24 protein-coding genes and 1 riboswitch are annotated in these 26,544 nt (G+C 62.2%); of the genes, 12 read left to right on the forward strand and 12 right to left on the reverse strand.

Annotated features, from left to right (window positions below):
• The first annotated feature begins 318 nt into the window (after positions 1–318).
• Both LDZ28_RS23315 and LDZ28_RS23320 read left to right on the forward strand, forming a co-directional pair.
• Positions 319–2,778 (forward strand): PAS domain S-box protein, encoded by a 2,460-nt coding sequence (locus LDZ28_RS23315; RefSeq protein ID WP_244830969.1) that lies wholly within the window; start codon positions 319–321, stop codon positions 2,776–2,778.
• A 197-nt stretch (positions 2,779–2,975) separates the two neighbouring features.
• Positions 2,976–4,352, forward strand: a complete 1,377-nt coding sequence (locus tag LDZ28_RS23320) for a CoA transferase (protein ID WP_244830970.1) — start codon at positions 2,976–2,978, stop codon at positions 4,350–4,352.
• Between the two features lie 48 nt (positions 4,353–4,400).
• Here the strand turns inward: LDZ28_RS23320 and mntP are convergent, their stop codons facing one another.
• Entirely contained in the window at positions 4,401–4,970 is a 570-nt protein-coding gene (mntP, locus tag LDZ28_RS23325; RefSeq protein WP_244830971.1) for a manganese efflux pump MntP, read from the reverse strand.
• A 15-nt stretch (positions 4,971–4,985) separates the two neighbouring features.
• Positions 4,986–5,152, reverse strand: a riboswitch (yybP-ykoY riboswitch).
• Between the two features lie 85 nt (positions 5,153–5,237).
• On the opposite strand from mntP, the gene LDZ28_RS23330 reads away from it, so the two are divergent.
• Complete coding sequence (locus LDZ28_RS23330; RefSeq protein ID WP_244830972.1) at positions 5,238–5,684, forward strand: ester cyclase; 447 nt, start codon at positions 5,238–5,240, stop codon at positions 5,682–5,684.
• A 665-nt stretch (positions 5,685–6,349) separates the two neighbouring features.
• Positions 6,350–7,249 (forward strand): lipopolysaccharide biosynthesis protein, encoded by a 900-nt coding sequence (locus LDZ28_RS23335; protein ID WP_244830973.1) that lies wholly within the window; start codon positions 6,350–6,352, stop codon positions 7,247–7,249.
• 6 nt (positions 7,250–7,255) lie between these two features.
• Here the strand turns inward: LDZ28_RS23335 and LDZ28_RS23340 are convergent, their stop codons facing one another.
• Positions 7,256–8,758, reverse strand: coding sequence for a PQQ-binding-like beta-propeller repeat protein (locus LDZ28_RS23340; RefSeq protein WP_244830974.1), 1,503 nt, complete (start codon positions 8,756–8,758; stop codon positions 7,256–7,258).
• A 536-nt stretch (positions 8,759–9,294) separates the two neighbouring features.
• Here LDZ28_RS23340 and LDZ28_RS23345 point away from each other — a divergent pair.
• Positions 9,295–9,432, forward strand: coding sequence for a hypothetical protein (locus LDZ28_RS23345; RefSeq protein ID WP_244830975.1), 138 nt, complete (start codon positions 9,295–9,297; stop codon positions 9,430–9,432).
• Positions 9,433–9,529: 97 nt separating this feature from the next.
• On the opposite strand, the gene LDZ28_RS23350 is transcribed toward LDZ28_RS23345, so the two are convergent.
• The 3 genes from LDZ28_RS23350 to LDZ28_RS23360 all read right to left on the reverse strand — a co-directional run bounded on the left by LDZ28_RS23350 (position 9,530) and on the right by LDZ28_RS23360 (position 12,849).
• Positions 9,530–12,106 (reverse strand): glucose/quinate/shikimate family membrane-bound PQQ-dependent dehydrogenase, encoded by a 2,577-nt coding sequence (locus LDZ28_RS23350; protein ID WP_244830976.1) that lies wholly within the window; start codon positions 12,104–12,106, stop codon positions 9,530–9,532.
• A 117-nt stretch (positions 12,107–12,223) separates the two neighbouring features.
• Complete coding sequence (locus LDZ28_RS23355; protein WP_244830977.1) at positions 12,224–12,550, reverse strand: hypothetical protein; 327 nt, start codon at positions 12,548–12,550, stop codon at positions 12,224–12,226.
• A 50-nt stretch (positions 12,551–12,600) separates the two neighbouring features.
• Entirely contained in the window at positions 12,601–12,849 is a 249-nt protein-coding gene (locus LDZ28_RS23360; RefSeq protein WP_244830978.1) for a hypothetical protein, read from the reverse strand.
• Positions 12,850–12,966: 117 nt separating this feature from the next.
• On the opposite strand from LDZ28_RS23360, the gene LDZ28_RS23365 reads away from it, so the two are divergent.
• Positions 12,967–13,335 carry a hypothetical protein gene (locus LDZ28_RS23365; RefSeq protein WP_244830979.1) on the forward strand — a complete coding sequence of 123 codons (369 nt, stop codon included), beginning with the start codon at positions 12,967–12,969 and terminating at the stop codon, positions 13,333–13,335.
• On the opposite strand, the gene LDZ28_RS23370 is transcribed toward LDZ28_RS23365, so the two are convergent.
• Positions 13,336–14,532: an amino acid aminotransferase gene (locus tag LDZ28_RS23370; RefSeq protein WP_244830980.1), complete on the reverse strand. Its 1,197-nt coding sequence runs from the start codon at positions 14,530–14,532 to the stop codon at positions 13,336–13,338.
• A 31-nt stretch (positions 14,533–14,563) separates the two neighbouring features.
• Positions 14,564–15,976, reverse strand: coding sequence for an amino acid permease (locus tag LDZ28_RS23375; RefSeq protein ID WP_244830981.1), 1,413 nt, complete (start codon positions 15,974–15,976; stop codon positions 14,564–14,566).
• 308 nt (positions 15,977–16,284) lie between these two features.
• On the opposite strand from LDZ28_RS23375, the gene LDZ28_RS23380 reads away from it, so the two are divergent.
• Together LDZ28_RS23380 and LDZ28_RS23385 are read left to right on the forward strand one after the other, a co-directional pair.
• Positions 16,285–16,524 (forward strand): hypothetical protein, encoded by a 240-nt coding sequence (locus LDZ28_RS23380; RefSeq protein ID WP_244830982.1) that lies wholly within the window; start codon positions 16,285–16,287, stop codon positions 16,522–16,524.
• A gap of 88 nt (positions 16,525–16,612) precedes the next feature.
• Positions 16,613–16,774, forward strand: coding sequence for a hypothetical protein (locus LDZ28_RS23385; RefSeq protein WP_244830983.1), 162 nt, complete (start codon positions 16,613–16,615; stop codon positions 16,772–16,774).
• 75 nt (positions 16,775–16,849) lie between these two features.
• On the opposite strand, the gene aroQ is transcribed toward LDZ28_RS23385, so the two are convergent.
• The gene (aroQ, locus tag LDZ28_RS23390; RefSeq protein WP_244830984.1) at positions 16,850–17,287 is read right to left on the reverse strand and encodes a type II 3-dehydroquinate dehydratase; all 438 of its coding nucleotides are present in this window, start codon (positions 17,285–17,287) and stop codon (positions 16,850–16,852) included.
• Between the two features lie 216 nt (positions 17,288–17,503).
• On the opposite strand from aroQ, the gene LDZ28_RS23395 reads away from it, so the two are divergent.
• Both LDZ28_RS23395 and LDZ28_RS23400 read left to right on the forward strand, forming a co-directional pair.
• Positions 17,504–19,063 carry a sensor domain-containing diguanylate cyclase gene (locus LDZ28_RS23395; protein ID WP_244830985.1) on the forward strand — a complete coding sequence of 520 codons (1,560 nt, stop codon included), beginning with the start codon at positions 17,504–17,506 and terminating at the stop codon, positions 19,061–19,063.
• Positions 19,064–19,156: 93 nt separating this feature from the next.
• The gene (locus LDZ28_RS23400; RefSeq protein WP_244830986.1) at positions 19,157–20,371 is read left to right on the forward strand and encodes an MFS transporter; all 1,215 of its coding nucleotides are present in this window, start codon (positions 19,157–19,159) and stop codon (positions 20,369–20,371) included.
• 14 nt (positions 20,372–20,385) lie between these two features.
• Here the strand turns inward: LDZ28_RS23400 and pssA are convergent, their stop codons facing one another.
• The gene (gene pssA / locus LDZ28_RS23405; protein WP_244830987.1) at positions 20,386–21,015 is read right to left on the reverse strand and encodes a CDP-diacylglycerol--serine O-phosphatidyltransferase; all 630 of its coding nucleotides are present in this window, start codon (positions 21,013–21,015) and stop codon (positions 20,386–20,388) included.
• Between the two features lie 278 nt (positions 21,016–21,293).
• Here pssA and LDZ28_RS23410 point away from each other — a divergent pair, with 278 nt between their 5' ends.
• Both LDZ28_RS23410 and LDZ28_RS23415 read left to right on the forward strand, forming a co-directional pair.
• Positions 21,294–21,809 carry a MerR family transcriptional regulator gene (locus LDZ28_RS23410; RefSeq protein WP_244830988.1) on the forward strand — a complete coding sequence of 172 codons (516 nt, stop codon included), beginning with the start codon at positions 21,294–21,296 and terminating at the stop codon, positions 21,807–21,809.
• A complete protein-coding gene (locus LDZ28_RS23415; protein WP_350029532.1) occupies positions 21,806–23,371 on the forward strand; it encodes an MFS transporter in 1,566 nt (521 codons plus the stop codon). Before LDZ28_RS23410 ends, LDZ28_RS23415 begins: the two co-directional genes overlap by 4 nt.
• Positions 23,372–23,411: 40 nt before the next feature.
• On the opposite strand, the gene LDZ28_RS23420 is transcribed toward LDZ28_RS23415, so the two are convergent.
• The 3 genes from LDZ28_RS23420 to LDZ28_RS23430 form a co-directional block, all read right to left on the reverse strand.
• Positions 23,412–24,509, reverse strand: coding sequence for a catalase family protein (locus tag LDZ28_RS23420; RefSeq protein ID WP_244830990.1), 1,098 nt, complete (start codon positions 24,507–24,509; stop codon positions 23,412–23,414).
• Positions 24,510–24,572: 63 nt separating this feature from the next.
• Positions 24,573–25,016 (reverse strand): type II 3-dehydroquinate dehydratase, encoded by a 444-nt coding sequence (locus tag LDZ28_RS23425; protein WP_244830991.1) that lies wholly within the window; start codon positions 25,014–25,016, stop codon positions 24,573–24,575.
• A 12-nt stretch (positions 25,017–25,028) separates the two neighbouring features.
• On the reverse strand, positions 25,029–26,396 hold the full coding sequence (locus tag LDZ28_RS23430) for an MFS transporter (protein ID WP_244830992.1): 1,368 nt from the start codon (positions 26,394–26,396) through the stop codon (positions 25,029–25,031).
• Positions 26,397–26,544 lie beyond the last annotated feature (148 nt).

Raw genomic sequence — 26,544 nt, forward strand, 5'->3', positions numbered from 1 at the left:
AAATCGGTATTCGAAGTTCGCTGTTTTTACCGCTGAAGCTACAAAGAATATTGTTTTTCAATCGGTCCGGCGTTTAAAAGGCATGCATGACTTGCATCCGAAAGGCGGGTTTCGCCGTATCGACTCCTAATCGATTCAGCTTCGCCTTACAAACGAAGTCAAAATTTCCTCTCCTCGCAAACGTTTGCGCAGGATTTTGTGTTTCAATACCAAAATAAAATATCGGCTGCGCTTTTCGATATTTCCGCGATTACAATTCGCGATCCGTCGATTGGAACAAGAGCTATGCACTCGCAATTCGAGGCTTCGACTCCGAACATGAAATCAAAGGCGGAACATAACCGTCAGGCGCACTTTCAGCGCTGGTTCGCTATTTTTGCAAGTCTCGCCCATTCCCGGCTGCCGCTTCCCGCTTATCTGCAAAGAGTCACGGATACCTTGAGGGAAGTTGCCGGCGTGGCGTCCGCGGTTGTCGAGTGGATCGAAGGCGATCAGCTCGTCTATTGCGCGGCGAGCGGAGTCGCCGCGAAAAGCGTCGGCACGCGTCTGCCCACCGCGGGCAGTCTTTCGGGCTTGTGCATCACGCGGCAACAAGCGCTCATCAGCCGCAATACGGCGAATGATCATCGCGTGGATCGTGCTGCATGCGAAGCCGTCGGCGCTGTCTCCATGGTGGTCGCGCCGGTCATTTACGAAGGCCGGTCGGTCGCAGTGCTGAAACTCATTTCAAGCGAAGCCGATTACTTCAGCCAAAGCGATATCTCCATTCTCAACGCGTTTTGCGCGTGCATTGCGGAAACCTTTGCACGCGAGGAAATCGCGCAGGAGAACCGCAAACTCCTGCAAGAGAATCAAAGCGTAAATGCAGACCTGACGGTCGAATTGTCGTTACGTATCGAATACGAAAAAAAGCTCGCCGATGCCATGCGTCGTCGCCGCACCGTGCTCGACAACGCGCATATTGCGTTCGTCGCCATGGACGAAGCCGGCATGGTCGTGGACTGGAACGAGGCTGCGACCAGCCTCTTCGGCTGGCGCGCGCAAGAGGCGCTCGACCGCGAACTCGCGCAGCTCATCGTGCCGGAGCGTTATCGCGATGCGCATCGCGCCGGTCTCACGCGCTATCTCGCCACCGGCGAGGCGCGCATGATGAATACGCGCGTGGAACTGCATGCGCTGCGCCGCGACGGCAGCGAATTCGCCGCCGAGCTGACCATCAGCGAAGTGTGGTTCGACGGGCAGCGGCAGTTCGCGTGCTTCATTCACGACATCACGGATCGCCGCCGCGCGACGGAAGCGGACGAACGCCTGCGGCTCCTCATCCATTCGGTGAGCGATTACGCCATCTGCATGCTCGACCACGACGGCATCATCCGTTCGTGGAACGACGGCGCGCGCGCGCTTTACGGCTTCACCGCGCAAGAAGCGATCGGCCGGCATTTCGCGCTCTTCTATCTGTCGGACGAACAGGGCCGCGACCGTCCTGGCGACGACTTGCGCCTCGCGGCGGAACGCGGCCGCACGGAACACGAGGACTGGCGCACGCGCAAGGACGGCTCGGAGTTCTGGGCGCACGTCATTCTGAGCGCGCTGCCCGCCGCCGATGGCCGCGAAAAAGGCTTCGTCGCCATCACGCGCGACATGACCGCGCGCAGGCGTTTGGAAGAACTCGAGGCGTCGAGCCGCCGCATGAACGAGTTTCTCGCGTTGCTCGGCCATGAACTGCGCAATCCGCTCGCGCCCATCCGCAACGCGGTGAGCATTCTCAAACTGAAGGCTTCCGACGATGCCGATGTCATTCGCAGCCGCCATATCGTCGACCGGCAGCTCGCGCATCTGACCAAGCTGGTGGACGATCTGCTCGAAGCGGGCCGCGTGAGTTCCGGCAAGATCCGGCTCGCGACCGAGACCGTGGATATCGCCGATGTCGTGCACCTGAGCGTCGAAGCGAGTCAGCCGCTTTTCGAGGCGCGCAGGCAGCGGCTCGACGTGGACGACAGCGGCCAGCGCCTCTTCGTCAATGGCGACCCGACGCGGCTCGTTCAAGCGCTCAATAACCTGCTCAACAACGCGGCGAAATTCAGTCCGCCCGAGTCGACCATCCGGCTGGAAATCGGTCCACGCGGCGGCGCGGCGCTTCTGCGCGTGACGGATCAGGGTCGCGGTATTTCCGCCGATGCGCTCGCCTCCGTATTCGATCTTTTCGTGCAGGAGCATGCGCCGGGCGCGCATCCGGATGAAGGCGGGCTTGGCATCGGCCTCACGCTGGTTCGAGCGATCGCCGAACTGCATGGCGGCCACGTCGAGGCGAAGAGCGGCGGCACTGGCAAGGGCAGCGCGTTCAGTTTGTGGCTGCCGCTCGCGCAACCGCCCACGCAGGGGATCATGCCGCCTTCCGCGCCGAATGCGGTGGCGAGCCGTCAGCTCGACGTGCTCGTTGTCGACGACAATCGCGACTCGGCCGACAGCATGACCTTGCTCGTCGATATGCTCGGTCACGCGGCGCGCGCGGCGTATGACGGCCCGGAAGCGCTGGCATCGTTCGGGACGACGCGTCCGCAAGTCGTGCTGCTCGATCTATCGATGCCGGGCATGACGGGCTTCGACGTCATTCGTCAGATGCGCGATGAAGGCAAGCGCGTGATCGTCGCCGCAATGACGGGTCTTGGTTCCGACGAAGACATGGCGCGCACGCGGGCGGCCGGGTTCGACGCGCATCTGGTCAAGCCAGTGGATTTGCCTGAGCTGGAGCGCGTGTTGGCGATGGCGGGGAAGTGAGGGTGTGCGGGCGGTTGGCGGTGGGCATCCTGCGGGCCTATGCCAAGCGTTGAGCCGTCGGCGTCAAGTCGCGACCGCCTGCGCCGCCTCGCGGACCACTTTTTCCGCTGATCCACGCGCTTTAGACAAGCGCAACGTGCGCGCTCAACCAATCGGCGCGACAATGCGTCATCGCTGACCCGCGCGCACTCATCGCCATGACTTCTTTCGCAACGCTTACGAATCTCTGGCAACTCGCCGGCCTTCCCGACGATGCCCTCCACCTCGTCGATCTACCCGGACACGACCCGGTGTTTCCGTCATCGTTCGCCGTGGGCGAAGCGGCGCAATCGACCATCGCGGCGGCAGCGCTCGCGGCCTCCGAGCTGGCTCATGCGCGCGGCGTCGACCGCCAGCGCGTGAGCGTCGACATGACGCACGCGGCCGTCGAATGCACCGACTGGTTCACGGTCGATGGTGCCGAACCCGAGACCTGGGGTGAATTCTCGGGCCTCTACCGCACGGCCGACGGCTACGTGCGCATACACGCAAACTTCGAGCATCATCAGGATGGCGCGTTGCGCGTGCTGGGTCTCGACCCGCACAGCGCCACGCGCGCCGATGCCGAACGCGCGCTGCTCGAATGGCGCGCGAACGATTACGAAACCGCGTGCGCCGAACGCGGCCTCGTCGTGACGATGCTGCGCAGCTTCGAAGAATGGGATGCGACGCCGCAAGCCAAAGCCATCGCCGCGCAGCCGTTGCTGAAGATCACGCGTATCGGCGACGCTGCGCCTCTCGCGCTGCCCGCGCTCGACAATGACGCGCGCCCGCTGACCGATATCCGCGTGCTGGACGTCACGCGCATCCTTGCCGGTCCCACGGGCGGTCGAGCGCTCGCCTCGTTCGGCGCGGACGTGATGCTCGTGAATTCGCCGCATCTGCCGAACATTCCCGCTATCGCCGAGACGAGTCGCGGCAAGCGCTCCGCGCATCTCGACCTGCGCACGGAGGACGGTCGCGCGACGCTGTGGCGGCTGATCGATGAGGCGCATGTCTTCTCGCAAGGCTATCGGCCGGGCGGGATCGCCGAGCTTGGCTTCGGGCCCGAGGCGCTGGTGGCGCGGCGGCCGGGCATCGTGTACGTGTCCTTGTCGGCTTATGGCACGGAAGGTCCGTGGGCGGATCGGCGTGGCTTCGATTCGCTCGTGCAGACCGCGATAGGCTTCAACGCCGCCGAAGGCGAAGCGCAGGGCGATGGCAAACCGCGAGCGCTGCCCATGCAGATGCTCGACATGGCGAGCGGCTTTCTGATGGCATTCGGCGCGGCCGCCGCGCTATGGAAGCAACAAACGGAAGGCGGTAGCTGGCACGTGGAGGTTTCGCTCGCACAGACGGGACACTGGCTGCGCGGGCTTGGACGTATCGACGGAGGGTTGAAGACGGCGCGGCCGGACATCGCCGCATACACCGAGGAAAGCAAATCGGGTTTCGGCATGCTGCGCGCGGTCACGCCGAGCGCGCGCTTCGAGCGCACGCCGGCGGGTTACGCGAGGCCATCGGTGCCGCCGGGAACGGATAAGGCGAAGTGGTGAGTTCGTGGCATGGGCGGCGATTTCAAACGCGACATGCAGAACTTCGCATCAACTCAAGTAACCCAGATGCTCCGCAAGGATCACGCTGCCCACGCCGATGAGAATCAGCCCGCCCAAGATCTCCGCGCGCTTGCCGATAGTCGCGCCGACCAGCCGTCCGACCATCACGCCGATGGTCACCATGAGCATGGTTGCGAAGCCGATGGTCGCGGCGGTCGAGAAGATATCGACATCGATGAACGCGAGGCCCGCGCCGACCGCCATCGCGTCGATGCTGGTGGCAAAGCCCGTGACGGCGAGCACCCAGAAGGAATGTGAGTTGGGCTTTTCTTCTTCGTGAGCCGATTCGCTTAAGCCTTCGCGGATCATGCGCGCGCCGAGCACGAAAAGCAGGCCGAAAGCGATCCAGTGGTCCCACGCGGTGACGTATTGCGCGGCGGCGCGGCCGAGCGCCCACCCGGCGAGCGGTGTGAGCGCCTCGATTACGCCGAAGATGACTCCCGCCTTGAGCGCCTCGCCGATGCGCGGTTTATGCAGGCTCGCGCCTTTGCCCACGGCGGCGGCGAAGGCGTCGGTGGACATGGCGAAAGCAAGGAATACGGTGGAAGCGAGGTTCATCGAGTAGCGCTCTGGTCTGGTCGGGCAAGCACAAGGACAGAAGGCGCGCCCGACCGGAAGCGCATTCTGTCGATGGTCTTGCCAACCTGTGACGGCTGCCCATGCCACGGTCGAAAGACCGAGCGTGTTGACATGGACGCTTTCCCGGGCGGGAAAGCCGGCTACTCCCCAACGAAGAAATGCGAGCTTAACACGACAGATCACCCGATCCGGACCATTGGGTTAAAGTGGGTTGCAACGCCGCATCCCTAACGCTCAGGAGGCACCATGGAGGCAGAACACATCACCCAGTCAGAAGCCCGCGCGGCCGTCGAGCGTCTTTACGCCGCCTTCGCGCAAAAGGACGTGAACTTGCTGCGCCAAGCCGTGACGTCGGACTGGGAATATCTGCCTGAGCCGGCCGGCTTCAAAGCCGGTCCCGACCAGATGATTCCCATCTTCGCGGAGATGGCGGCTGCGCTGCCTGACATGCGCATCGAGATTCTAGACATGCTCACGCAGGACAATCGCGTCGGCGTGCGCGCGGAAGTGAGCGGTACGCAGTCCGGTCCGTTGATGGGCATCGCGGCGACATCGAAGCCGGTTCGATTTGCCATTCACTCGTTCCATGAGATACGCGATGACCGTGTGTCGAAGACGTGGCATCTGGAAGACTGGTTGAGCATGTTTCGGCAAATTGGCGAAGTGCCGCGCGGTATTGGATCGGGTGCGTAATTCGAGAACGCGCGAAGTCGATTGAAACGAGAAAGGTCTGAAGCGTACGTCGTTTTTTATTCTTTCCAACACGTCGTGGGCGGCGCGTCGCGAATTTTCTATTTTCAAATGCGCCGCGCATTGCCCGCTGACTATTCAGCTTTAATTTTTCCGACCAAATAAATCTCGCAACGCGCTTGCTTCTGAAGCCTGAATCGCTGTCGCCATTAAGATTACATCCTCCGATCTTCGATTATCTCGCAAAGATAAGCGCGGTTCGTGAAAGTGACGCGATTAAGTCTTGATTATCCCGTCTGCCACCGTCTATATTTCTCGACGCACCGCGCCATTCCCATCGGCAAAAGGCGCGGCCCCGCTTGCGCTTCGCGTTATCAGCATCGCGCTATTCACCTGTCTTCGCGTCCGCGAATGAATTTAATTTTCCGCGACATAAGCGAGCACACGTCATCGGCTTATTTTGGATTATGCAAATCGCTCATCGCTTAATTAGTTTTTGCAGAAACACAAAACCTGTTTTGCCTGCAATCTTTTCAGCAAGTCTGTTATTAACCGCTTGCGGTGGTTCGGACAGCGCTAACGTGCCATCGAGCGTCGATAATTCACGCTATCGTCATCACGCCGCGTCCGCCGCCATAAATCCCGTCGCCAACGATTTATTCTACGGAATGAACGGTCACAACAGTTATGGCGATGTCTATTATCTCGCTGGCGCCGCCAGACAATTAGCGCAGCTTCAGGATCTCGGCATCAAACTGTATCGCAACGAGGTGTATAGCAAATCAACCGCCATGCGTCTCGCCAATGTAGCCAACGCGCTGGCCGCCGGTGGGGTCACTGTGTACCCGGTGATCTTGATGGGAATCGATTTCGCCGATGAAGACTCCGCGTATCAATCGGCCTATGCGCTCGCGCGCGACGTCGTGAGTGTGCAGCGTTACGCCTACTACGAAGTCACCAACGAACTCGGCTCGGCAACGGTCGCCGGATGGGTGGACGGCGTGCGGCCCACGGACTTCGACAACCAAAAGTTCCAGATTGCGCGTGGCGTCATCCGAGGCATGATCGCCGGCATCAAGTCGATGGACCCGTCGGGAAAGATCGTCATGGGCGGCAATGCGTGGATGCAGTACGGCTTCGTGACGATGCTCGCGAACGGCACACAGCCGGACGGTTCGGGCGGGCATCCCATCGTGACGTGGGATATCACGGCATGGCACTGGTACTCCGACCAGGGCAACATCGAGCACGCGTGCGGCGGCACGGGTTGCTACAACGTCATCGGCGCGCTTGCCCGGTTCGGCAAGCCGGTATGGATCAATGAAATGGGCGTGCGGCCCGACTTCGGCACCGATCAGCAAGCGGCCGCCTTCCTCGCCAACGACATGCTCGGCGACCTGAGAGCGATCGCGGTGCGCTACGACATCGAATCCTTGCAGATCTACCAGCTCTACGACGATCCGCCAGGCGGCGAAGGACCTTACGGCGTAATCCTCGACGACGGCCAGACGCCCAAGCCCGCCTACGCCGCCGTGAAGCAATTCATCGCCACCAATCCGCGTCCATGACAGGCATCACCGCAGACCGAACACGCCCACGCCGTTGCGCGTCCCCACATAGACCTTGCCGTTCGCGATCATCGGCGTAATGAACTTGTTGCCCTGCCCGAACTGATCGCGCGCGCCCGCCGCCTGATTGCTGTTGTAAAGCTCGCGCGCGAGATTGCTGGCGTCGTAGGCGTGCAGCACGGCGATGGTGCCATTCTCCACCGCCCACACGATGCCGTTCGCCGCGCCGTTCGCAGACACGCTTGGCGTGGCGCCCGGCGAGCCGAAACTGTTTGCGGTCTGGCTCGTCGGCGTCGTGGACAAGGCGGCGTTCGCGATGCCGAACGCCTTGATGCTGTCGCCAATCGAGCCGAAATAAACGGTGTTGTTGAAGTACGCGGGCATGGCGAACATCGGGCCGCGAATCTGCCCGACGATCTCCTGATAGATGTGATCCGCATTCGAATCGAACTTGCCCATCGCGTCGCGGTTGACCACGTAGATCGTCGATGTCTTGCCCGCGCCGAGCGCGAGATGATGCGTCGTGCCGCCCGCATCGACGAGATCGGGCAATACGAGCGCGCCGCCTGAACCCAGATCTTCATCGGCCGCCGATTCGTTCACCGTGTTCGACGGCTGGAAATAATCAGTGACGGCGAGGGCGGGCGAAGTCCCGAGTTTCAGAAAGCCGTTGCCGAAATTGCCATGAATCGGCATGCCGTTGCCGTCGAGCGTGGCGTCGAAAGTGCCGTTGGCATCGAGGAAATAGATCGACGTGCCGTCCGACGCGAGGCCCGCGCCGCTCATCCAGATCGCGCCCATCTGGCCGTTCGGCGTGAGATTGAGCACGTTTGCCTGCTGCAGCGTGCTGGCGTTATAGCCGATCACCCAACCGGTGTACGGCATGATGTCGCAATGCGATGTCCACGCGGTATAGACCACGCCGTTTTGCAGCAAGAGCGAAGCGCGCTCGGCGTACTGGCCGGGATCGAAGCTCACGCGGCCATTCGCGCTGCCCGCGCCCGTGCCGGGATACGACGCGGCGATTTCGGTCGGACCGTTGAAAAGTTCCGCGCCTGTCGTGATGTCGAGCGCGTGAATGCGCTGGTGATACTTGCCCGACGTGTCTTTCGACATGCCGACCACGTAGATTGCGCCATTCGGGCCGCGCGTGCGGTCGATGACCGGCGTCGCCGTAATGCCGATAGTCGGCGTGATCTGGCCGCAGCCATGGTCGTCGCTCGGTGTTTCGCCTGCGCCTAACATCGACGATTTCCACAGGATCGCGCCGGTGTCGGCGTCGAACGCGTAGACACTGGCGTTTTCGGTGGCGACGTAGAGCACGTTGTGCGTGCCGCCCGCGATCGCCACGCTCGTCAGGAAGAGCGGTTCCGCGTCCACGGGTCCGTCCGCCGCAAGCACGTTGAGCTTGCCGAAGGTAGTCGAATTGACGTTCGCCGGCGTGAGCTTCGTTTCCGCGAGTTGCTGGCCGGTGCGGCCGATGTCGTTGTGATAGGTCGCAACGTCCATCGGATGGGCGACAGGGGTAACTACGGTGCCCCCGCCCGCTCCGCCCGAAGACCCCGAAGACCCCGAAGACCCCGAAGCGCCCGATGCGCCTGAAGGGCTCGATGCGCCCGCGGGACTCGACGCGCCTGACGGAGTCGATGCCGCTGACGGACTTGAGGCCGCTGAAGGATTCGACGCCGGCGCGCTGCTGCCCGCCGCCGGAGTCGAACTGGAACCGCCTCCTCCGCTGCAACCGCCAATGATGGCCGACACGATTACTGCGCTACACAGCCACGGCAACGCGCCGGCACGGCTCGAGCGATCCCCTTTCATACATCCTCCCTTCTGGAAGAACGGCGTAATCAGTCGGTTTTGCCCTGCATTGGAGCAATTTGGATTCCACTTCCATCACATGCGGCCTGTGCCCTTTAGCTTGCACGCAAACCACACTTTTGGAAATATTGAAAGCAACTTGTTGCACTGCGTCACAACATGCTAATATAGGGTTATTACCTAGTTAGTTACCCTAGGTCGTTCATTTTTAAGGGAGTTTAGTCATGGCCGTCATCGCCGTTACCTCAAGTTCGTTTGTTTTCGCCATTGCCAAGACCGTGCGCGCCGCTTTTCTGGACGCGCTCAAGACACGCGCAAAAGTCAGCAAGCTCATGGCCGATGCCTATCGGCGCGCGGCTTGAGTTGCTCCATACGCGGCGGCGATCATGCTGTCGCGCAGGTTGAAAAAGGAACGGCGGGCAATTGCCCGCCGTTCCTTTTTTTCGCTTACCGTTTGCGTCACTGCAGCGTGTAGGCAATCACGTAGTCGCCGGCTTTCGTGCCGAGCGAACCGTGGCCGCCAGCCGTGACCAGCACGTATTGCTTGCCGCTGGCATCGGCGTAACTCATCGGCGTCGCCTGGCCGCCCGCGGGCAGACGCGCTTCCCACAGTTTGTGGCCATCGCGCACGTCGTAGGCGCGCACGTACTGGTCGAGCGTACCGGTGAGGAACGCCACGCCGCCTGCCGTGACCATCGTTCCGCCTAGGCTTGGCACGCCGAGCGGCATCGGAATGGGCAGCGGCGCGCTATCGCGGATCGTGCCGTTCTTGTGCTGCCATGCAATCCCGCCCGTGCGCAGATCCACGCCCGCCACGTAACCCCACGGCGGCGCCTGACACGGAATGCCGAGCGGCGAAAGAAACGCGCTGATTTCATAGGCGAACGGCGTGCCGCGCGCCTGCTTGATACCGCTCGTCTCGCTGCCCTTCTTTTCTCCTTGCTGCGCGTCGAGCTTCTCGCGCGGAATCAGTTTCGACACGAACGCCATGTAGTCTGGATTCGCGATGAGGATCTGCCGCACCGGATCGACTGACACGCCGCCCCAGTCGAACACGCCGAAGTTACCCGGAAACACGAGCGTGCCCTGCTCGGACGGCGGCGTGAACGGGCCTTCGTAACGCAGACTCTTGAACTTGATACGGCACCAGAGCTGATCGAACGGCGTCGTGCCCCACATGTCGGCCTCACGCACGCGCGGCGGATTGAAGTTGAGCGCGGAAACCGCCTGCGTCGGCGCGGTGTGGTCGCCACGCGCAGCGCCTTGCGGCACCGGCGTCTCGGTAATGGGCACGATCGGCTTGCCGGTCTCGCGGTTCAGCACGTAAATGCTGCCCTGTTTCGTCGATGCGATCACCGCCGGTTGCGTGCCCTCCGCCGTCTGCAAATCGACGAGCGTCGGTTGACCGCCCACATCCATGTCCCACAAATCGTGGTGCGTAAACTGGTAGTTCCAGCGCAGCTTGCCCGTGAACGCATCCAGCGCAACCAGGCCTGCCGCGAAGCGCTCGGCTTGCGGCGTGCGCTGTCCGCCCCACTGATCGGGCGTTTGGTTTCCCATCGGCAGGTAGATGAGACCGCGCTTTTCGTCGACGCTGAACATCGACCACATGTTGGGCGAGTTGCGCACGTAGGTGCCGCCCGGCGCGATCGGTTCGGTAGCGTCCGGATTACCCGAGTCCCAGTTCCAGATTAGATGGCCGTCGTTCACGTCGAACGCGCGGATCACGCCAGAAGGTTCGTTGTTCGATTCGTTGTCCGTTACGTGACCGCCGACGATTACCAGATTGCGCACGACAGCGGGTGGCGAGGTGGAGTAATAGCCGCCGGGCGTGAACGGTCCGATGTTCAAACGCAGATCGATCGCGCCGTTCTTGCCGAAGTTCGTGCAGGGCTTGCCGGTATCGGCGTCGAGCGCAAAGAGCCGGGCGTCGGCGGTCGGCAGAAAGAGACGGCGCGAGCACTCGCCGGTGGCGGCGGTTTGAGCAACGGCTACGGGTGCGGCCGGTGCGGCCGGTGCGCCGGGCGCGGATGCTTCGGCGGGCGCGGAGGCGCTGGCCGAAGCGGTGGCGTCGGAAGCCGTCGTATCCGTCGAAGCCGCGGGCGCGGATGCGCTCGCGTCGAGCGCTGGCGCGGAAGCGGAAGCAGCCGCATCGGCGGCGGAGGGCGGACCCACGTGCATTGCCGCATCGTAATAAGCGACGCCCCGGCAAGTCATGTGCTCCCAGTGCTTGAAGCCGATGGGACTTTGAATTTGCGGATCGAAGCGCCAGCGTTCCGCACCCGTCGCGGCATCGAGCGCGATCACCTTGCTATGCGGCGTGCACAGAAAAATGGTGTTGCCGACCTTGATCGGCGTGTTCTCGTCCGTCGTCTCCGTGGGATCGTCGGGGCCGGGCATGTCGCCGGTGCGAAACGTCCACGCCACTTTCAGCTGATGCGCGTTCTCGGGCGTGATCTGCGCGATCGGCGCATACCGTTGCGCCAGCGGCGAGCCGCCGTAATCGGTCCAGTCGCTCGCCGCACGTCCGGTGCCGGCGTTCAGATCGGCCTGATTCGGATCGGCGGCTACGTTGACATCGATACGTCCCGGACGGTCATGGAAGTCCTGAAAGTACGTGCCTGCACCGAGCAACAGTGTGAGGATGACGGCAGCGGCCAGCGGCACGCGCGCGGCGCGTGCAGTCGAAGGCGGCCCGAACAGCGCGCCGCGATGCACGAACGGAATCAGCAGCCACAGTGCGAGCAGCAGCCAAATCCAGAGACGCGGCATGAGTTGCCAGAAATCGAACTTGACTTCGAAGACGGCCCAGATCGTCGAGGCAAACAGGAAAATTGCAAACAGCAAGAGCGCGGAGCGCCGCCGTATCAACAGCAAAAGGCCGGTCAGTACGATGGCCGCGCCCGCGATTACGTAGTACCACGATCCTTGCAAGGTCACGAGGTAAGCACCACCGGCCGCAAGCACCGCGCCGATGATGATGAACCCGACGGCCGTGACGAACGTGAGCGGATGAAGTCTTCCGGTGCCAGCCATACTGCTACCCTCCGTGATGATGAATGGCGGAACACAGCCGTCCTGCGGCCGTGGTTCGGACATGGTGAACCGGGGGAGGGTAGCAATTCGCGTGCCGTGACGACACGTCGCAATGGCTCAAGCCAGAGCGCGCGGCCAGCGTCCGAGATGAACGTCGGCCATGGGGAGATCGGCGAGTAATGCAGCTTTCAGATCGCTTCGTTCGGAGAAGCGCGGCGCGTCGAGCCACGCGAGGAACTCGTCGCACCACACGCCCCACGCGTTCTCGTCGAAATCGAAGTCTTCGTCGATACGCCCGTTATCGCGCAGGTACGCGCCCATCACTTGCTTGCCGTTCCAGTAAGCCACGGCCACGTCGTTGAAATCAGCGGTCATGCCGCGCGGCAGGTCGCGCAACAACATGGCGACATGCGCTTTGAACGAGGCAAAATCGGTCGGTCTCATCGCGTGCTCCGCTTCAAGGATGTCATCGTGCCCGATATCGCGTGCCCGCCTCAGCCGAACACGCGCTTGTTCAGATCCTTCTCGAAGGCAACGGTCCAGTGGGAGCCATGCCCGATGCGATATTCGCGTTCCTTCGAAGTGGATCGCCGCACGATCGTCACATAGCCCTGCAATGGATAGACGTCGTCGACGACATCCGACGCGCCTGCTTCGGTCACGAGGAAATCGCCCTCGGTGAAACGGTGGCGCGCGAGAATCGCAAGAAACTCCGCTTTCTCGTCCGGTGCGATCACTGACATGGCGGCCCTCCGGGACTGAACGCTGCTTCATTCAAGGTAGCACACGCGCGCGGGAACGTCGGGCAAAACGCGCGCGGAGTGTGGGGCGCAGCCCTTTATCGAACGAGGCCGATACTAATGAACATTCGTGTGATTTCGCTATGCGCGATGGCGTTGATGCTTCGCGCTGTCGCGGCAAGCAGCGCCGAAGCCGCGCCATGCGGCACACTCGAAGGCGCGGCGGGCAGCTCATTCGCGTTGCGCGAAGGCGAAAGCGTGAATCTGAAACGCGGCGACGAGACGGTACACGGCGCGCTGCACGTCTATCGAGACGATGCGGTGTATCGCGTGTACTGGCAGCCCGATGGAAGTCCCGAGCAGTACGTGCTCGCGAATGCGGGAGAGAACAGCGTGCGGCTCGTTGCGACGCCGCCGCGCGGTTCGAAGGTGGATGCGGGACCGGGCACGCTGCCTTCGCAGAGCGTGCTCTCGTGTCCCGCTTTATGACTAGCGCGCCAGCACCTTGCCGATGGAGTCCGCCACCACCTGCACGTTGCTGTCGTTCAGGCCCGCGACGCACATGCGGCCGGAGCGCAAGATATATACGCCGAACTCCTCGCGCAGACGGTCCACTTGCTCCGCCTGCAAGCCGGTGTACGTGAACATGCCGCGTTGCTTGATATAACGCGCAAGCGCCTCGCCGCGTACATGCTCGCGCAGGCCGTCGTGAATCGCGTGCCGCATACGCGCGATGCGCTGACACATCGCCGCCAGTTCCTCGCGCCACGATTGCGCGAGTTCCGGCGTGTTCAGCACCTTGGTCACGATCTTCGCGCCATGCGTCGGTGGATTACTGTAGTTCGCGCGCACCGCGCTCGTCAATTGACCGAGCACGCGATCGGCTTCAGCGGCATCGTCGCATACGACATGCAGGCCGCCACAGCGCTCGCCGTACAGCGAGAAATTCTTCGAGAACGAGTTGGCGACGAACGCCGGCACGCCGCGCCGCGCAATCTCGCGCACCGCGAAGGCATCGGCGTCGAGCCCTGCGCCGAAGCCTTGATACGCCATGTCGACGAAGGGCAGCAAGTCGCGCTTTTGCAGTACGTCGATGACCTCCACCCACTGCGCTTCGTCCAGATCGACGCCTGTCGGGTTATGACAGCACGCATGCAGCAGCACGACGCTCTTTGCAGGCAGCTTGTCGATGGCGTCCAGCATGGCATCGAACAACAGCCCGCCGGTTGCTTCGTCGTAATAGGGATACGTGTTCACTTCGAAGCCCGCGCGCTCGAAGATGAAACGGTGGTTCTCCCACGTCGGATCGCTTACCCACACCTTCGCGTCCGGGAAGTAACGCCGGATGAAATCCGCGCCCACTTTCAACGCGCCCGAACCACCGAGCGTCTGCACGCTCGCAATGCGTCCGTCGGCACGCGGTGCGCTCTCGGCGCCAAAAACGAGCGTCTGCACGGCATCGCGATAATGCGCGAACCCGGCCATCGGCAGATACGGCTTCGGGCCGAGTTCCTGCAAGAGCGAAAGCTCGGCTTCGCGCACGGCTTGCATCACGGGAAGACGGCCGGCATCGTCGAAATAGATGCCAATACTCAGATTGACCTTGTCGGTGCGCGGGTCCTTCTGAAAGTTTTCGTTCAGCGTGAGAATCGGGTCGCCGGGGTAGGCATCGATATGTTCGAACATGGTGGTGGTTTCAGGACTTCGGGACGGGAGTTCAGCGAGTCGGCGCGCGGCGTGATTGGCCCGCGCTGCCGTTCCTTTTTCCGAGATAGTAGCCGATTCCGAGAACGGCCAGCCAGATCGGGATCAGCCAGACGGAGAGCCGCAAGCCCGGCGTCTCGAACATCACCCAGACTATGCCCGCGACGAATGCAAGACACAGATAGTTCGTGAGCGGATAGCCGAGGCTCGGGAACGCCGTCACCGAGCCGCTCGCGCGCTTCCTAGCGCGGAACTTCAGATGGATGATGCTGATCATCGCCCAGTTGATGACGAGCGCGGAAACCGCGAGACCCATCAGCAATTCGAAGGCGCGTCCCGGAATGAAGTAATTGATGAGCACGCAAGCCGCCGTGACGAGCGCCGACACGCCGAGCGCGACGAGCGGAATGCCGCGCGCGCTCACCCGCAACAGGGCGCGCGGCGCATTGCCTTGCTGCGCGAGACCGTAAAGCATGCGGCTGTTGGCATAGACGCCGCTGTTATAGACCGAAAGCGCGGCCGTCAGCACGATCACATTGAGCACGTTCGCGACGAGGCCGCTGTTCATCTCGCGGAAGATCAACACGAACGGACTGCCGCCCGTCACGACCTTGTCCCACGGATACAGCGAAAGCAGCACGCCAAGCGCGCCGATATAGAAAATGAGAATGCGATAGATGACCTGATTGGTCGCGCGCGGAATGCTGCGCGACGGGTCTTCCGCTTCCGCTGCCGTGATGCCGACGAGTTCGAGCCCGCCGAACGAAAACATGATGACGGCCATGGACATGACGAGCCCGCTCACGCCATAGGGAAAAAAGCCGCCGAGCTTCCACAGGTTGGTGACGCTCGCTTGCGGCCCCGCGTGACCCGAGATCAGCAGATACGCGCCAAACAGGATCATGCCGACGATGGCCGCGACCTTCACGATGGCGAACCAGAACTCCATCTCGCCGTATGACTTCACGCTCGTCAGATTGATGGCGTTGACGAGCGCGAAGCACACGAGCGCCGACACCCACGCGGGCAGCATCGGCCACCAATACTGCATGTAGATGCCGATGGCCGACAGCTCCGCCATGCTCACGAGAATGTAGACCGCCCAATAGTTCCAGCCGGAGATGAAGCCCGCCGCGTTGCCCCAATAACGTGCAGCGAAATGGCTGAACGAGCCGGCCACCGGTTCATCGACGACCATCTCGCCCAACTGCCGCATGATGAAAAACGCCGCCAGCCCGGCGATGGCATAGCCGAGCAGCACGGACGGCCCCGCGAGCCGGATGGTCTGCGCGACGCCCAAAAAGAGCCCGGTGCCAATTGCGCCGCCAAGCGCGATCAACTGGATATGCCGGCTCTTGAGACCTCGCCGAAGCGTCGTCTGCGATGCCTGTACTGCCTGTTCTGTCTGTGAAGTGCCTAAAGCCATGTCGATGCCTGCCTGAACTGCGCGAAAACCCCTAGGGTTCTTTTGAGCCGCAAAGCGGCCCACTGTTGTTTTTTTGTCCGAATGACACGCAAACGTTGCTTTTATCGTTTTGGCCAGCGAAGCGGACGAAACGCGATTCTACCGCCTGGCCGCCGCGGAGCCTTATCGGGCGGACCTTGCTCGCCGTTCCCAGCAACTTTAGGCCTACCGCGCAAACGATCTGAGGCCGGAATCAGGGCTTGTTCGGAGGATTGATTCGGCATCCGCGACCGCAAAATTCATCTCATGCACTCAACGGGGAAGTCGACATGTTTCAGACGATGGAAGGCAACGCGGCACCGCATCGCGTAATCGGTTCGAAAGCGGATTCGGAAGCGGAACTCTTGAGCACGCTGCAGGCGGCGTCGGAAAACATCATGCGCCTCGCGGGCAAGCTGCTCGCCGGACACGACGCCTCGGCGCAAGACGCGGTCTCCATCACCGAACAGAACGAACTGGCGCAACTGACCATCGGCCGACTGCTCGCGCTACCGGCATCGAAAATTTAAGCACCAAAGAGAAGCGCGGCGGCTCCATGTGGAAGCCGTCCGCGATCAGGGAATTAGACGCGCAAGCCGAAAGAATCTGGAAGAGAACATGAACTACCTGACGATCATCGCAACTGTGTGGGCGATTTGCGCGATCTGCGCGGTGCTGTTCATCCGCGGCTCGGCGGCGCAGCAATTGAAGCCGGCGCGCGTGCGTCGTGACCAACGCACGCTTGCCGAGCGCATCAAGGATTTCAGCCACACGGCCTGAAGTAGCGCGGTCCCGAAGTACCGCGTCCGAATACGGCAGGCCGTTGTCGCCCGACAAACGGCCGCTGCCGATGAATTATTTGATTGCCGCCACCGCCGCGCGCAAGCCGAGCAGATAGCTGTCCACGCCGAAGCCGGAAATCTGCCCCTTCGCGACTTCCGCGAATACCGACTTGTGACGGAACTCCTCGCGTGCATGCACATGCGACATGTGCACTTCGACGATAGGCACGGTGAGAATGGCGAGTGCATCCCGAATACCGTAGCTGTAATGCGTCCACGCGCCCGCGTTGATGATGATCGCATCCACCTTGTCTTCGAACGCCTTGTGGATGCGCGCGCACATCTCCCCTTCGATATTGGTCTGGTAACTTTCCACCTCGACGCCCAGTTCCTTGCCGAGCGCTTGCAACTGTTCGTCAATCTGCGCGAGCGTGGCCGTGCCGTACTGCTTGGGGTCGCGCTTGCCGAACATGTTGAGATTGACGCCATGCAGCGTGAGGATCTTTGCCATAACGAATTCCTTTCGGTGGATGAATGAAGCGTGGAAAGCTCGAACCTCGCTTTCGACGATGCGCAGATTCTGCAACCCGCGGCGCGCACTGACAATAGCCATGCGTCGCGCGTTGCGCGCTAAAGCTCGTCACCGGGCAGCCGATAACGCGTATACCGGCGCTAACGGCGATTCATCCGCTCTCCCGCGCAACTACAACGTTTAGCCGGTCTCAGTATGTCAGCCACTTCGTCCTTGCGCGATTCCATTTTGGCCACGCCTTCGACCACGGACGGACCGATCACGGCGGCCATTCGCGCGTCGCTGCTATCCACCCTCGTCGAGGACATTCGGCCGCTTCTGCTCTCCGGTCTTTCCAGCGCTTTCGTCGCGACGATCGCGCTCTTGCGTCTGCATGCGCTCTGGACCGTGCTCTGGCTCGGCGCCGATGTGCTGTTGCTCGCGGCGCGCGTCGGTATCGTGTGCCGGTATCGCGCGTTGAGCCGCCCGGACGCGCCGCATCCCGAGCCCTGGGCCGCGCGCTATGCGCCCTTCGCGCTCCTTGCGTGTCTCGCGCTGGGACTCGGCGCGATGGCCTGCGTCATCTCCGGCGATACCGTGCTGGCCGCGCTCGCGATCATGGTGACGGCGGGATTGCTCGGCGGCATCGCATCGCGCAATGCGGGCACGCCGTATCTCGTCAGCGCGCAGATTTGCCTCGGCGCGGCGCCGATCGGTTTTGGGGCGCTGCTCGCGGGCGGAAGTTTCTGGATGCTCGTGCCGCCGCTTTTCCTGTATATCGGCGCGATGGGTTCGGTCGTGCGCCGCCACTATCGCACGCTCGTCGCGCTGATGATCGCGGAGCAGCGTCACGCCGAACTCGCCGCGCGCTTCGACGCCGCCCTCGCCCACATGCCGCACGGCCTTTGCACCGTCGATGCGGAAGGCAAGGTGATCATCGCCAATCGACGGGCGGCGGAACTGTTCGGCTCGACCGTCGAGATGCTGCGGCTGAATATATCGTTGCCGGATTTCATCGGCCATGCGGGACTCGCGAAGTTCGGCGAGACCTTGCGTGCGCAACTGGTCGAACGTTGCGCGCTGTGGCTGAAAGACGGGCAAGGCGCGCTCGAACTGAATCTCGCCGATGGCCGGCAACTCGAACTTTGCCGCAACGCGGTGCCGGACGGCAGCGCGGTGATCATCATCGAGGACGTGACGGAGCGGCGCCGCTCGGAAGCGCGGCTTCTGCATTGGGCGCATCACGATTCGCTCACGGGACTGCCCAACCGCCGCTATCTCGGCGATCACGCCGAACGGCTGATGGCGAACGGCGCGGGCCGCGAGAAGGTCATGGTGATGTATGTCGATCTCGACGGCTTCAAGCGCGTCAACGACACGCACGGCCACAACGCGGGCGACGAGCTGCTGACCCAGGCCGCCGACCGCCTGCGTAACGCGATGCGGCGCGGCGAGCTGGTCGCGCGGCTCGGCGGCGACGAGTTCGCCATCGTGGCGACTTACATTGCGCGAACGTCGGGTGCGGCATTCGCGCGGCGCATCATCGGCGATCTGTCGGCGCCTTACGAACTCGACGATGGCGGTATTGCGCGCGTGGGCGTGAGCGTCGGTATCGCGCTGGCGCGACGCGGCGAGTTGTTCGAGAGCGCCCTGAAACGCGCGGATGCGGCGCTCTACGAAGCGAAGCGCGAGCAACGCGGCACCTACCGGTTCGCGGCAGGCGACGAGGATCTGTTTCAGGTCGATGCGCACGCGGAAGCGCATCGCGAAGGTTGATCGAACGCGCATCGGCATGCGCCTTTCAAAACGCCGCGCCCTGCAAGCCGCTTCGCGAACACGTATCCTTGCGGCTTCACACAGGGATCATCCATGTCGACACCAGCATCGTCCGGGCTCGATGGCGCGCGGCGCATCGAGCTCACGCGCGGCCTGATCGCGCTTTTTGCGTTTTGCTGCGGCGCCATCGTCGCGAATCTGTATTACGCGCAGCCGATCACCGAACTCATCGCGCCCGATCTGCACATGAAAGGCGGCACCGCGAGTCTGATCGTCTCGTTGACGCAGATAGGCTATGCGCTCGGCCTCTTCTTCATCGTGCCGCTCGGCGATCTGCTCGAAAACCGAAGGCTCATGATCGTGACCGCGCTCGTTTCCATCGCGAGCTTGACGGCCGCCGCGTTCTCGCACGATCCCGTCTGGTTCCTCTGCATCTCGCTTCTCGTGGGGTTTTCATCCGTCGCGGTGCAGATCCTGATTCCGCTCGCCGCGCATCTCGCGCCCGACGAGTCGCGCGGCAAGGTCGTCGGCACGATCATGAGCGGCTTGCTGCTCGGTATCCTGCTTTCGCGGCCGATTTCCAGTGTGGTCGCGGGCCACTTCGGCTGGCGCGCCATGTTCGGCGCGGCCGCCGTGCTGATGGTCATCGTGACCAGCGTGCTTGCCTTCACCATTCCGCGCCGTCAACCGAGCCATCAGGCGACTTACTTCGAACTGATCGCCTCGCTCGGCCATCTCGTGCGCACGATGCCCGTGCTGCGTCATCGCTCGCTGTATCAAGGGCTGATGTTCGCTTCGTTCAGTCTCTTTTGGACCGCCATACCCGTCGAGCTCACGCGCGGCTTTGGGTTGACGCAGACGCAGATCGGCTTGTTCGCATTGATCGGCGCGATGGGCGCCACTTCCGCGCCGATCGCCGGCCGCCTCGCCGATGCCGGTCACACCGTGCGCGCCACCTTCATCGCGCTGGCGCTTGCGGCGCTCGCGTATCTTCCGGCGTTGATTCATCCGGCGTGGGGCGTGGGCGCGCTCGTCGTCACGGGCGTGGTGCTCGACTTCGCGGTGCAAATGAACATGGTGCTCGGCCAGCGCGAAATCTACGCGCTGCATGCGACGAGCCGGAACCGGCTGAACGCCGTGTATATGACGAGTATCTTCGTGGGCGGCGCGTGCGGCTCGGCACTGGCGGGCCCGCTCTACGAGCACGGCGGCTGGACGCTGGTGGGATGGGTCGCCACGGCGTTCCCGCTTGTGGCGTTGGTGCATTACCTCGCGCTCGGCCGACACACCGCCGCGCGCGGTCACTGATCTGGGCTCGCCACTCAGGGCTTCGGAATGCGGATACGGCTGATCATCAACGAGCCGGAGACGGCATAAACGAGCGTCAAGGGATGCAGCGTGAAGCCCGCGAATTCCCACGCGCCGAACCAGAGATTCGCGCCGACCGCGTTGTACCAGCCCGCGATGCCGAGCATCAACACGATGGCAAACGACGTCGGAATGGGCGTGCCTTCGAAGTGCGTGACCTTGCCGCTGCCGGCCGACATTTCCTCGGTGGTCACGTTATAACGCGCGAGCCGCGAGACGCCGCACGCGACGAAATACGCGAGCATCACGCGGTCATAGAGGCCGCGCATGCCGCACGCATAACCGATGACCGCCGGCGCCACGCCGAACGAGATCACATCGGCGAGCGAGTCGAGCTCTTTCCCCAAGAGCGACGCCTTCTGACGCCAGCGCGCGATACGGCCATCGAGAACGTCGAAGACGAGCGCGGCGAATACCAACGCGCATGCAAGATAGATATGGAGGACGTCGTTGTCGTCGAGATAGGACATTGACGAGAACAGCGCGCCCGTGCCGCAGACCGCGTTGCCCAGCGTGAACCAGTCGGCCAGATGAAACTCGCGGATCATCGAGAAACGTTTCTTGCCGGTGTTGTTGGTATTCATGGCGAACTCGTGAGGGCGCGACGTCCCTGATGGTTTTAAAAACTGCTCAAGTCTATCATTCAAAGAGGCCACGGCTTGCGCAGAAAGCGTCGGAAATCGAAAGATCTTCGCCGATTATTTCCACTTTGGCCGTTTCACGAAATTTTTTACAGAAACGATTGAACTTCGCCCGAGGCTGGCTATGCTCGATAGCAAGACGCGCGGCCGCTTCAACCTGAACGTGAACGTACACGTTGCTTTATAATCCAGCTCGTTTACGTATCCGCGAGTGCATTCACATGACGACGAAGCCCGCGCTTCTGACTATTCGCGACGCCGCCGAGCGTCTTCAGGTCACGCCGCGCACGCTGAAGTATTACGAGGAGCGCGGTCTCGTCACGCCGGATCGCAGCGAGGGACGTTACCGGCTGTACAGCGAACAGGATCTGGAGAAGTTCGCGCGCGTTCTGCGGCTGCGTTCGCTTGGCTTTTCCTTGCAAGGCATTACCGAGATCCTCAAGCGCCCGCTGGAAACGCTCGGCGCGGGACGCACGGGTTTTTCGCCGGATTCGCTGCGCGAGATCGAACAGGCGTTGTCGCAACAAATCGATTCGCTCGATGCGCGGATTGCCAGCGTGCGTCGTGAACTCAAGGAAGCGCAAGCCGTGCGCGGCGAGCTCAACGCGGACCTGGATTACTTGCGGCGAAGAATCGCCGGAGAAAGCAAGGAAGACTTGTTTCAGGAGCGTATGGCCACGCAGAAAAAGACGAAGCGCGGCAACCAGCCAGGCAGTCAAGAGGTCGATGGCGAATGACCGCAGCACGCTTACCACGCTTACCCGCACCAAAGCTTGGCGCCGCCACGCTTCGCGACGTCATGTTTCCGTGGGCCATCGCGCTTGCCACCGGACTCGATTACTTCGACAACTCGATCTTCTCGTTCTTCACGAGCTATATCGCGGGCGGCATTAACTCATCGACCGACGAACTCGTGTGGGCGTCGAGTGCCTACGCGGTTGCGTCCGTGCTTGGCATCCTGCAACAGCAATGGTGGATCGAGCGGCTTGGCAACCGGCGGTATATCGGCGGAAGTCTCTTTCTGTTTGCCGCCGGCGCAATAGCCGCGACACTGTGCGAATCGTCGTTCGAACTGGCGCTCGCGCGCGGCTTTCAAGGCTACTTCATCGGCCCCATGATGAGCGCATGCCGCATCCTCATTCAGATGCGCTTCACGCCGCAGCAACGTCCGCGAGCGACGCGCGCGTTTCTCAACATGATCTTGCTCGGCAGCGCCCTTGCGCCGCTCATCGGCGGATATCTGGTCGCGTCGTTTGGCTGGCGTGCGCTATTCACGAGCACGGCGATAGCGGGAGCCGCGTGCGGCCTCTTTGTGCTGCTCGCCGTGCCGTCGAGCGGACGCGTGCAACCCGAAGCGCGCGGCGAGGCGCATTTCTGGCCGTACATCATGTTCGCGTTTGCGCAAGGCGCGTTGCAGATCGTCATGCAGCAAGTGCGCTTTCAACTCTTCAGCAGCTCGCCGCTGCTCATCATGCTCACGGCGGCGGGACTTTTTGCGCTCGGCTGGTTCGTGTGGCATCAGTGGCATCATCCGCGGCCGCTCATCCGCTTGCATGCGTTGCGCGAGAAGCCGTTTCGCGTGGGCATCATGTTGTATATCGCGTTCTATTACGTGAACACCACGCTCAGTTTTCTTGTCTCGCGTTTTCTCGAAGGCGGGCTGCACTATCCGGTGGAGAACGCCGGCAGGCTCACAGGCTGCACGTCGCTCGTCGCGCTTGCCGCGGCTTATTTGTACTTTCGCTACTCGGCGCGCGTCGCGCACAAGAAGTGGCTGATCGGCACGGGCTTTCTAATCTCCGCGTTCGTCAGCGTGTGGATGGTGAATATGCCGCCCGATGTCAGCATGCCATGGCTCATCGCGCCGCTCACGCTGCGCGGCATGGTGCTGCTGTTCATCGCGCTGCCGGTGGCGAATATCACGTTCCGCATCTTCGCGATCGAGGAATTCAACCATGGTTATCGCTTCAAGAACATCGTCAAGCAACTGACGGTGTCGTTCTCCACGGCGACGGTGATCATCCTCGAACAGCATCGCGCGGCCGTGCATCAGACGCGGCTCGTGGAGCGGGTCAACCCATTCGATCCGGTGTTTCAGGAGACGTATGCACGGCTGATAGGCGGCTTCGAGGCCCTGGGACGAAACGCCGCCGATGCAAAGGGACTTGCGCTCGCGGAAATAGGCCGCGCGGTGACGCAGCAAGCGAGCTTTCTGAGTTCGCTGGACGGCTTCTGGTTCGTGATGGGTGTGGCGCTTTGCGGCGCCGCGCTGGCGTTCTGGCAAAAGCAGATCAATTGACGAAGCGCGCGACACTCGCCGCGCGCGCCAACCTTAGCCTTCATGCTTCAACCGATCCCTTCGGCTCATGCATCGGGCAGCCGTTGCGCTCACCACGGAAGCGCGACGACATCTCGTAAGCCGGCTTGCGCGAGCGCATCACGCCGCCCAACGGTCGATGCGCCTCCACCCCATGCCAAGGACTGAACGCCATGCCATCGTCGATAGCGGCCGCGCGGCTATCGCTCCACGAAGTCTGCGGCGCCACGCGAATCCGCGCCACAGTCACGTATGGACTTTCATCTTCCGGCCAGCGCTTCGATGCATCTTCGATCGGCATCTTCTCGATATCCGTTGCAAGCTGTACGCGCACTTCCCATTCGCCGCTATTGGCCGCGAAGAAATCGCTGACGGCTTCGCGCAGGCCGTTGGGTTTATCGTCGAGATCGACGGGCGCATCCGTCAAGGCGGTCAGTTCCGGCGATACCGGCGCCACGCTGATCTTCCCGAAGTACTGGCCATAGAGGTGCGGCACGGCCGTATAGAAAGTCTCGCCAAGAATATGCGTTTCGGGATGTCCGCCAAGACTCTTGATCGTGCCGCTCTCGCCGCCGAGTTTTTCGATCACCGCTTCCGTGCCGCGCAACACAGCCGAAAGCGCCTGCTTCGTGCCGGGCATTTTGTCGGTGGTCTTGGCGAGCAACTTCAGGTTGCCGAGGAAGGCTTTAGGCGTCGCCGCCGTGAACGCGGGTGCATTGATCATCACCAAGTCTTGCGTGACATCGCCTTCGCTCCCGGGCAAGCGCGCGCCTTCCACGCCGATCACCTTCAACGCGAGGCCGCGCGGTGTCGAGACTTTGTCATCGAGAATATCGCCGGGATTCGTCGATAAACGCAGCACCACCGGATACGTGCCGCCGTGCGCGAAGATGCCTTGTGCGAGCTCAGGCGCCAAGCCATCGACCACTTGCAGCTCGCCGGTTAGAAGCCCGTGACTCTTCGCGTGCACGCTGCGAATTGCGTGACCGCTATCGGCGTAAGTCTTCTCCGTGATGCTACGCATGGCTTCGGCGAGTTGCTGCGTGGTCTCGGCTTCGTCGTCGGGGATTTGTTCGAACGAGGGATCGAAAGGCAACGGTTGATAGGCGTGCGTATCCATTTGAACTCCGGGGACGTTGGTATGTTTGGCTATTCAGCAACGCGCGTACCCACGCCCTAAAGCTCACCCCTCACGCAGCATTTCGTCCACCGCGCGGATCGCCAGCACGTATCCTTGCACGCCCAGACCGCAGATCACGCCACGCGCCGCAAGCGAGATCAGCGAGTGCCGATACTGCTCGTCACGCCGATGAATATTCGTCACGTGAACCTCGACGAGCGGCTTCGAGATGAGCTTCACGGCGTCGAGCACGGGTATCGACGAGAATGAGAATCCGGCCGGGTTGATGACCACCGATGCGTCCTTTTCAAACGCTTCCTGCAGCCAGTCGACCATCACGCCTTCATGGTTGGTCTGACGAAAATCGCATTGCAGACCGAGTTCGTCGGCGAGCGCTTCGCAACGCGATTGCACTTGCGCGAGCGTCGTCGTGCCATACAAATGCGGCTCGCGCTTGCCAAGCAAGTTCAGATTCGAGCCGTTCAAAACATAGACGAGAGGTTTCATGTTGTCGATGAGTCAATGAGTGTTCGATTGCATCGGCGCCTGCGTCGTCGCGCCGATCACTTCAGCGGTGGAATCGGTACGGTTCAGGTCGATGCCGAGCGTTTCGGGCGCGGTGAGGATCATCGCGAGCGAGATGACGTTGAAGATCACGCACACCGCCACGACGCCCCACGGCGAACCGTTGCACAGCGCGAAGAGCCAGACCGCGACGACCGGCATCGGGCCGCCCGCGATCAGGTTCGCGCCGGTATAGGCGAGCGCCGAGCCAGAGTAGCGCACGTTGGTCGGAAACGCTTCGGCGAACGCGACCGGTTGTATGCCGCTCTGGAACTGCGTGAAGCCGAGGAAGAAGCCCATCGCGAGGAGCATCGGCAGGAAGCTTTTCGTGTCGAGAATCTGGAAGTAGACGAAAAGCATCAGCAAGGTCGCCGTCGAACCGATTGCCAGCGCCTTCCTTCTTCCGATGCGGTCACTCAGCATGCCGCCCGCCAGCGCGCCCACGATGGCGCAGACATTCGCGCCCATCAGCAGCAAAAAGCCGGTTTGCTTCGGCACGCCGAGCGTCTTCGTCACATAGCTCAGCGAGAACACGACGATCAGATAGAAAATCGCCGCCGGTCCGCAGAAGAAGAGCATCCAGCGCAGCACGGTGCGCCAGTGAAGACGCAGGGCGTCGCGCAAGGGACTGCCGACATCCGCGACTTCGGTTTTCGACAAGGCGACGAACGCGGGCGTCTCCGCCACGCGCAAGCGGATATACACGCCGACCATCACGAGCACGAAGCTCAGGATGAAGGGAATGCGCCAGCCGTAGGCATCGAAGGATTCGGCCGACATGGTCGATGAAAGCGTCAGCAGCACCCCGTTCGCCATGATCTGCGAGAGCGGCGAGCACAGACCGAGCAGGCCCGAATATTTGCCACGCGCGTTGGGGCTCGCGTGCTCGATCGCCATCAATTGCGCGCCGGTTGATTCGCCGCCGAGCGCAAAGCCTTGCAGGATACGCAGGATCACGAGCAGCGTGGGCGCCCATACGCCGATGCTCGCGTAAGTCGGCAAGAAGCCCATCAGCATGGACGCGAGGCCCATCACGGTGACGGTGCCGAGCATGAGATTGCGGCGGCCGAGCTTGTCGCCGAGATGCCCGCAGATGATCGCGCCGAGCGGCCGCGCCGCGAGCCCGACGCCGAAGGTGGCAAGCGAGGCGAGCAGCGCGGAGGTCGAATCCATCGCGGGGAAAAAGAGCTTGGGCAGCACGGTCGCGGCAAGCGCGCCGTACAGGGTGAAGTCGAACCATTCCAGCGCCGTGCCGATGGCGGCGGCCGTGACGGCTCGGGTGCGCATCGACTGGTGCGCGGTGTCTTCCATGTGCGATTGCATCTTGTCTCCTCTTCGGGCGTGTCTCTGTGTACGTTCATTCGCTTCCCCGGGAATCGTCGTATCCCGATAAAACGATGTGGCGCACAGATTAACAGCGCCGGGTGGGATACCGTTCCAGCGTGGAATCTCTTCCCGCAATATGCAATCA

Origin of the sequence: Caballeronia sp. TF1N1 (assembly GCF_022878925.1) — a bacterium.
GTDB lineage: Bacteria > Pseudomonadota > Gammaproteobacteria > Burkholderiales > Burkholderiaceae > Caballeronia.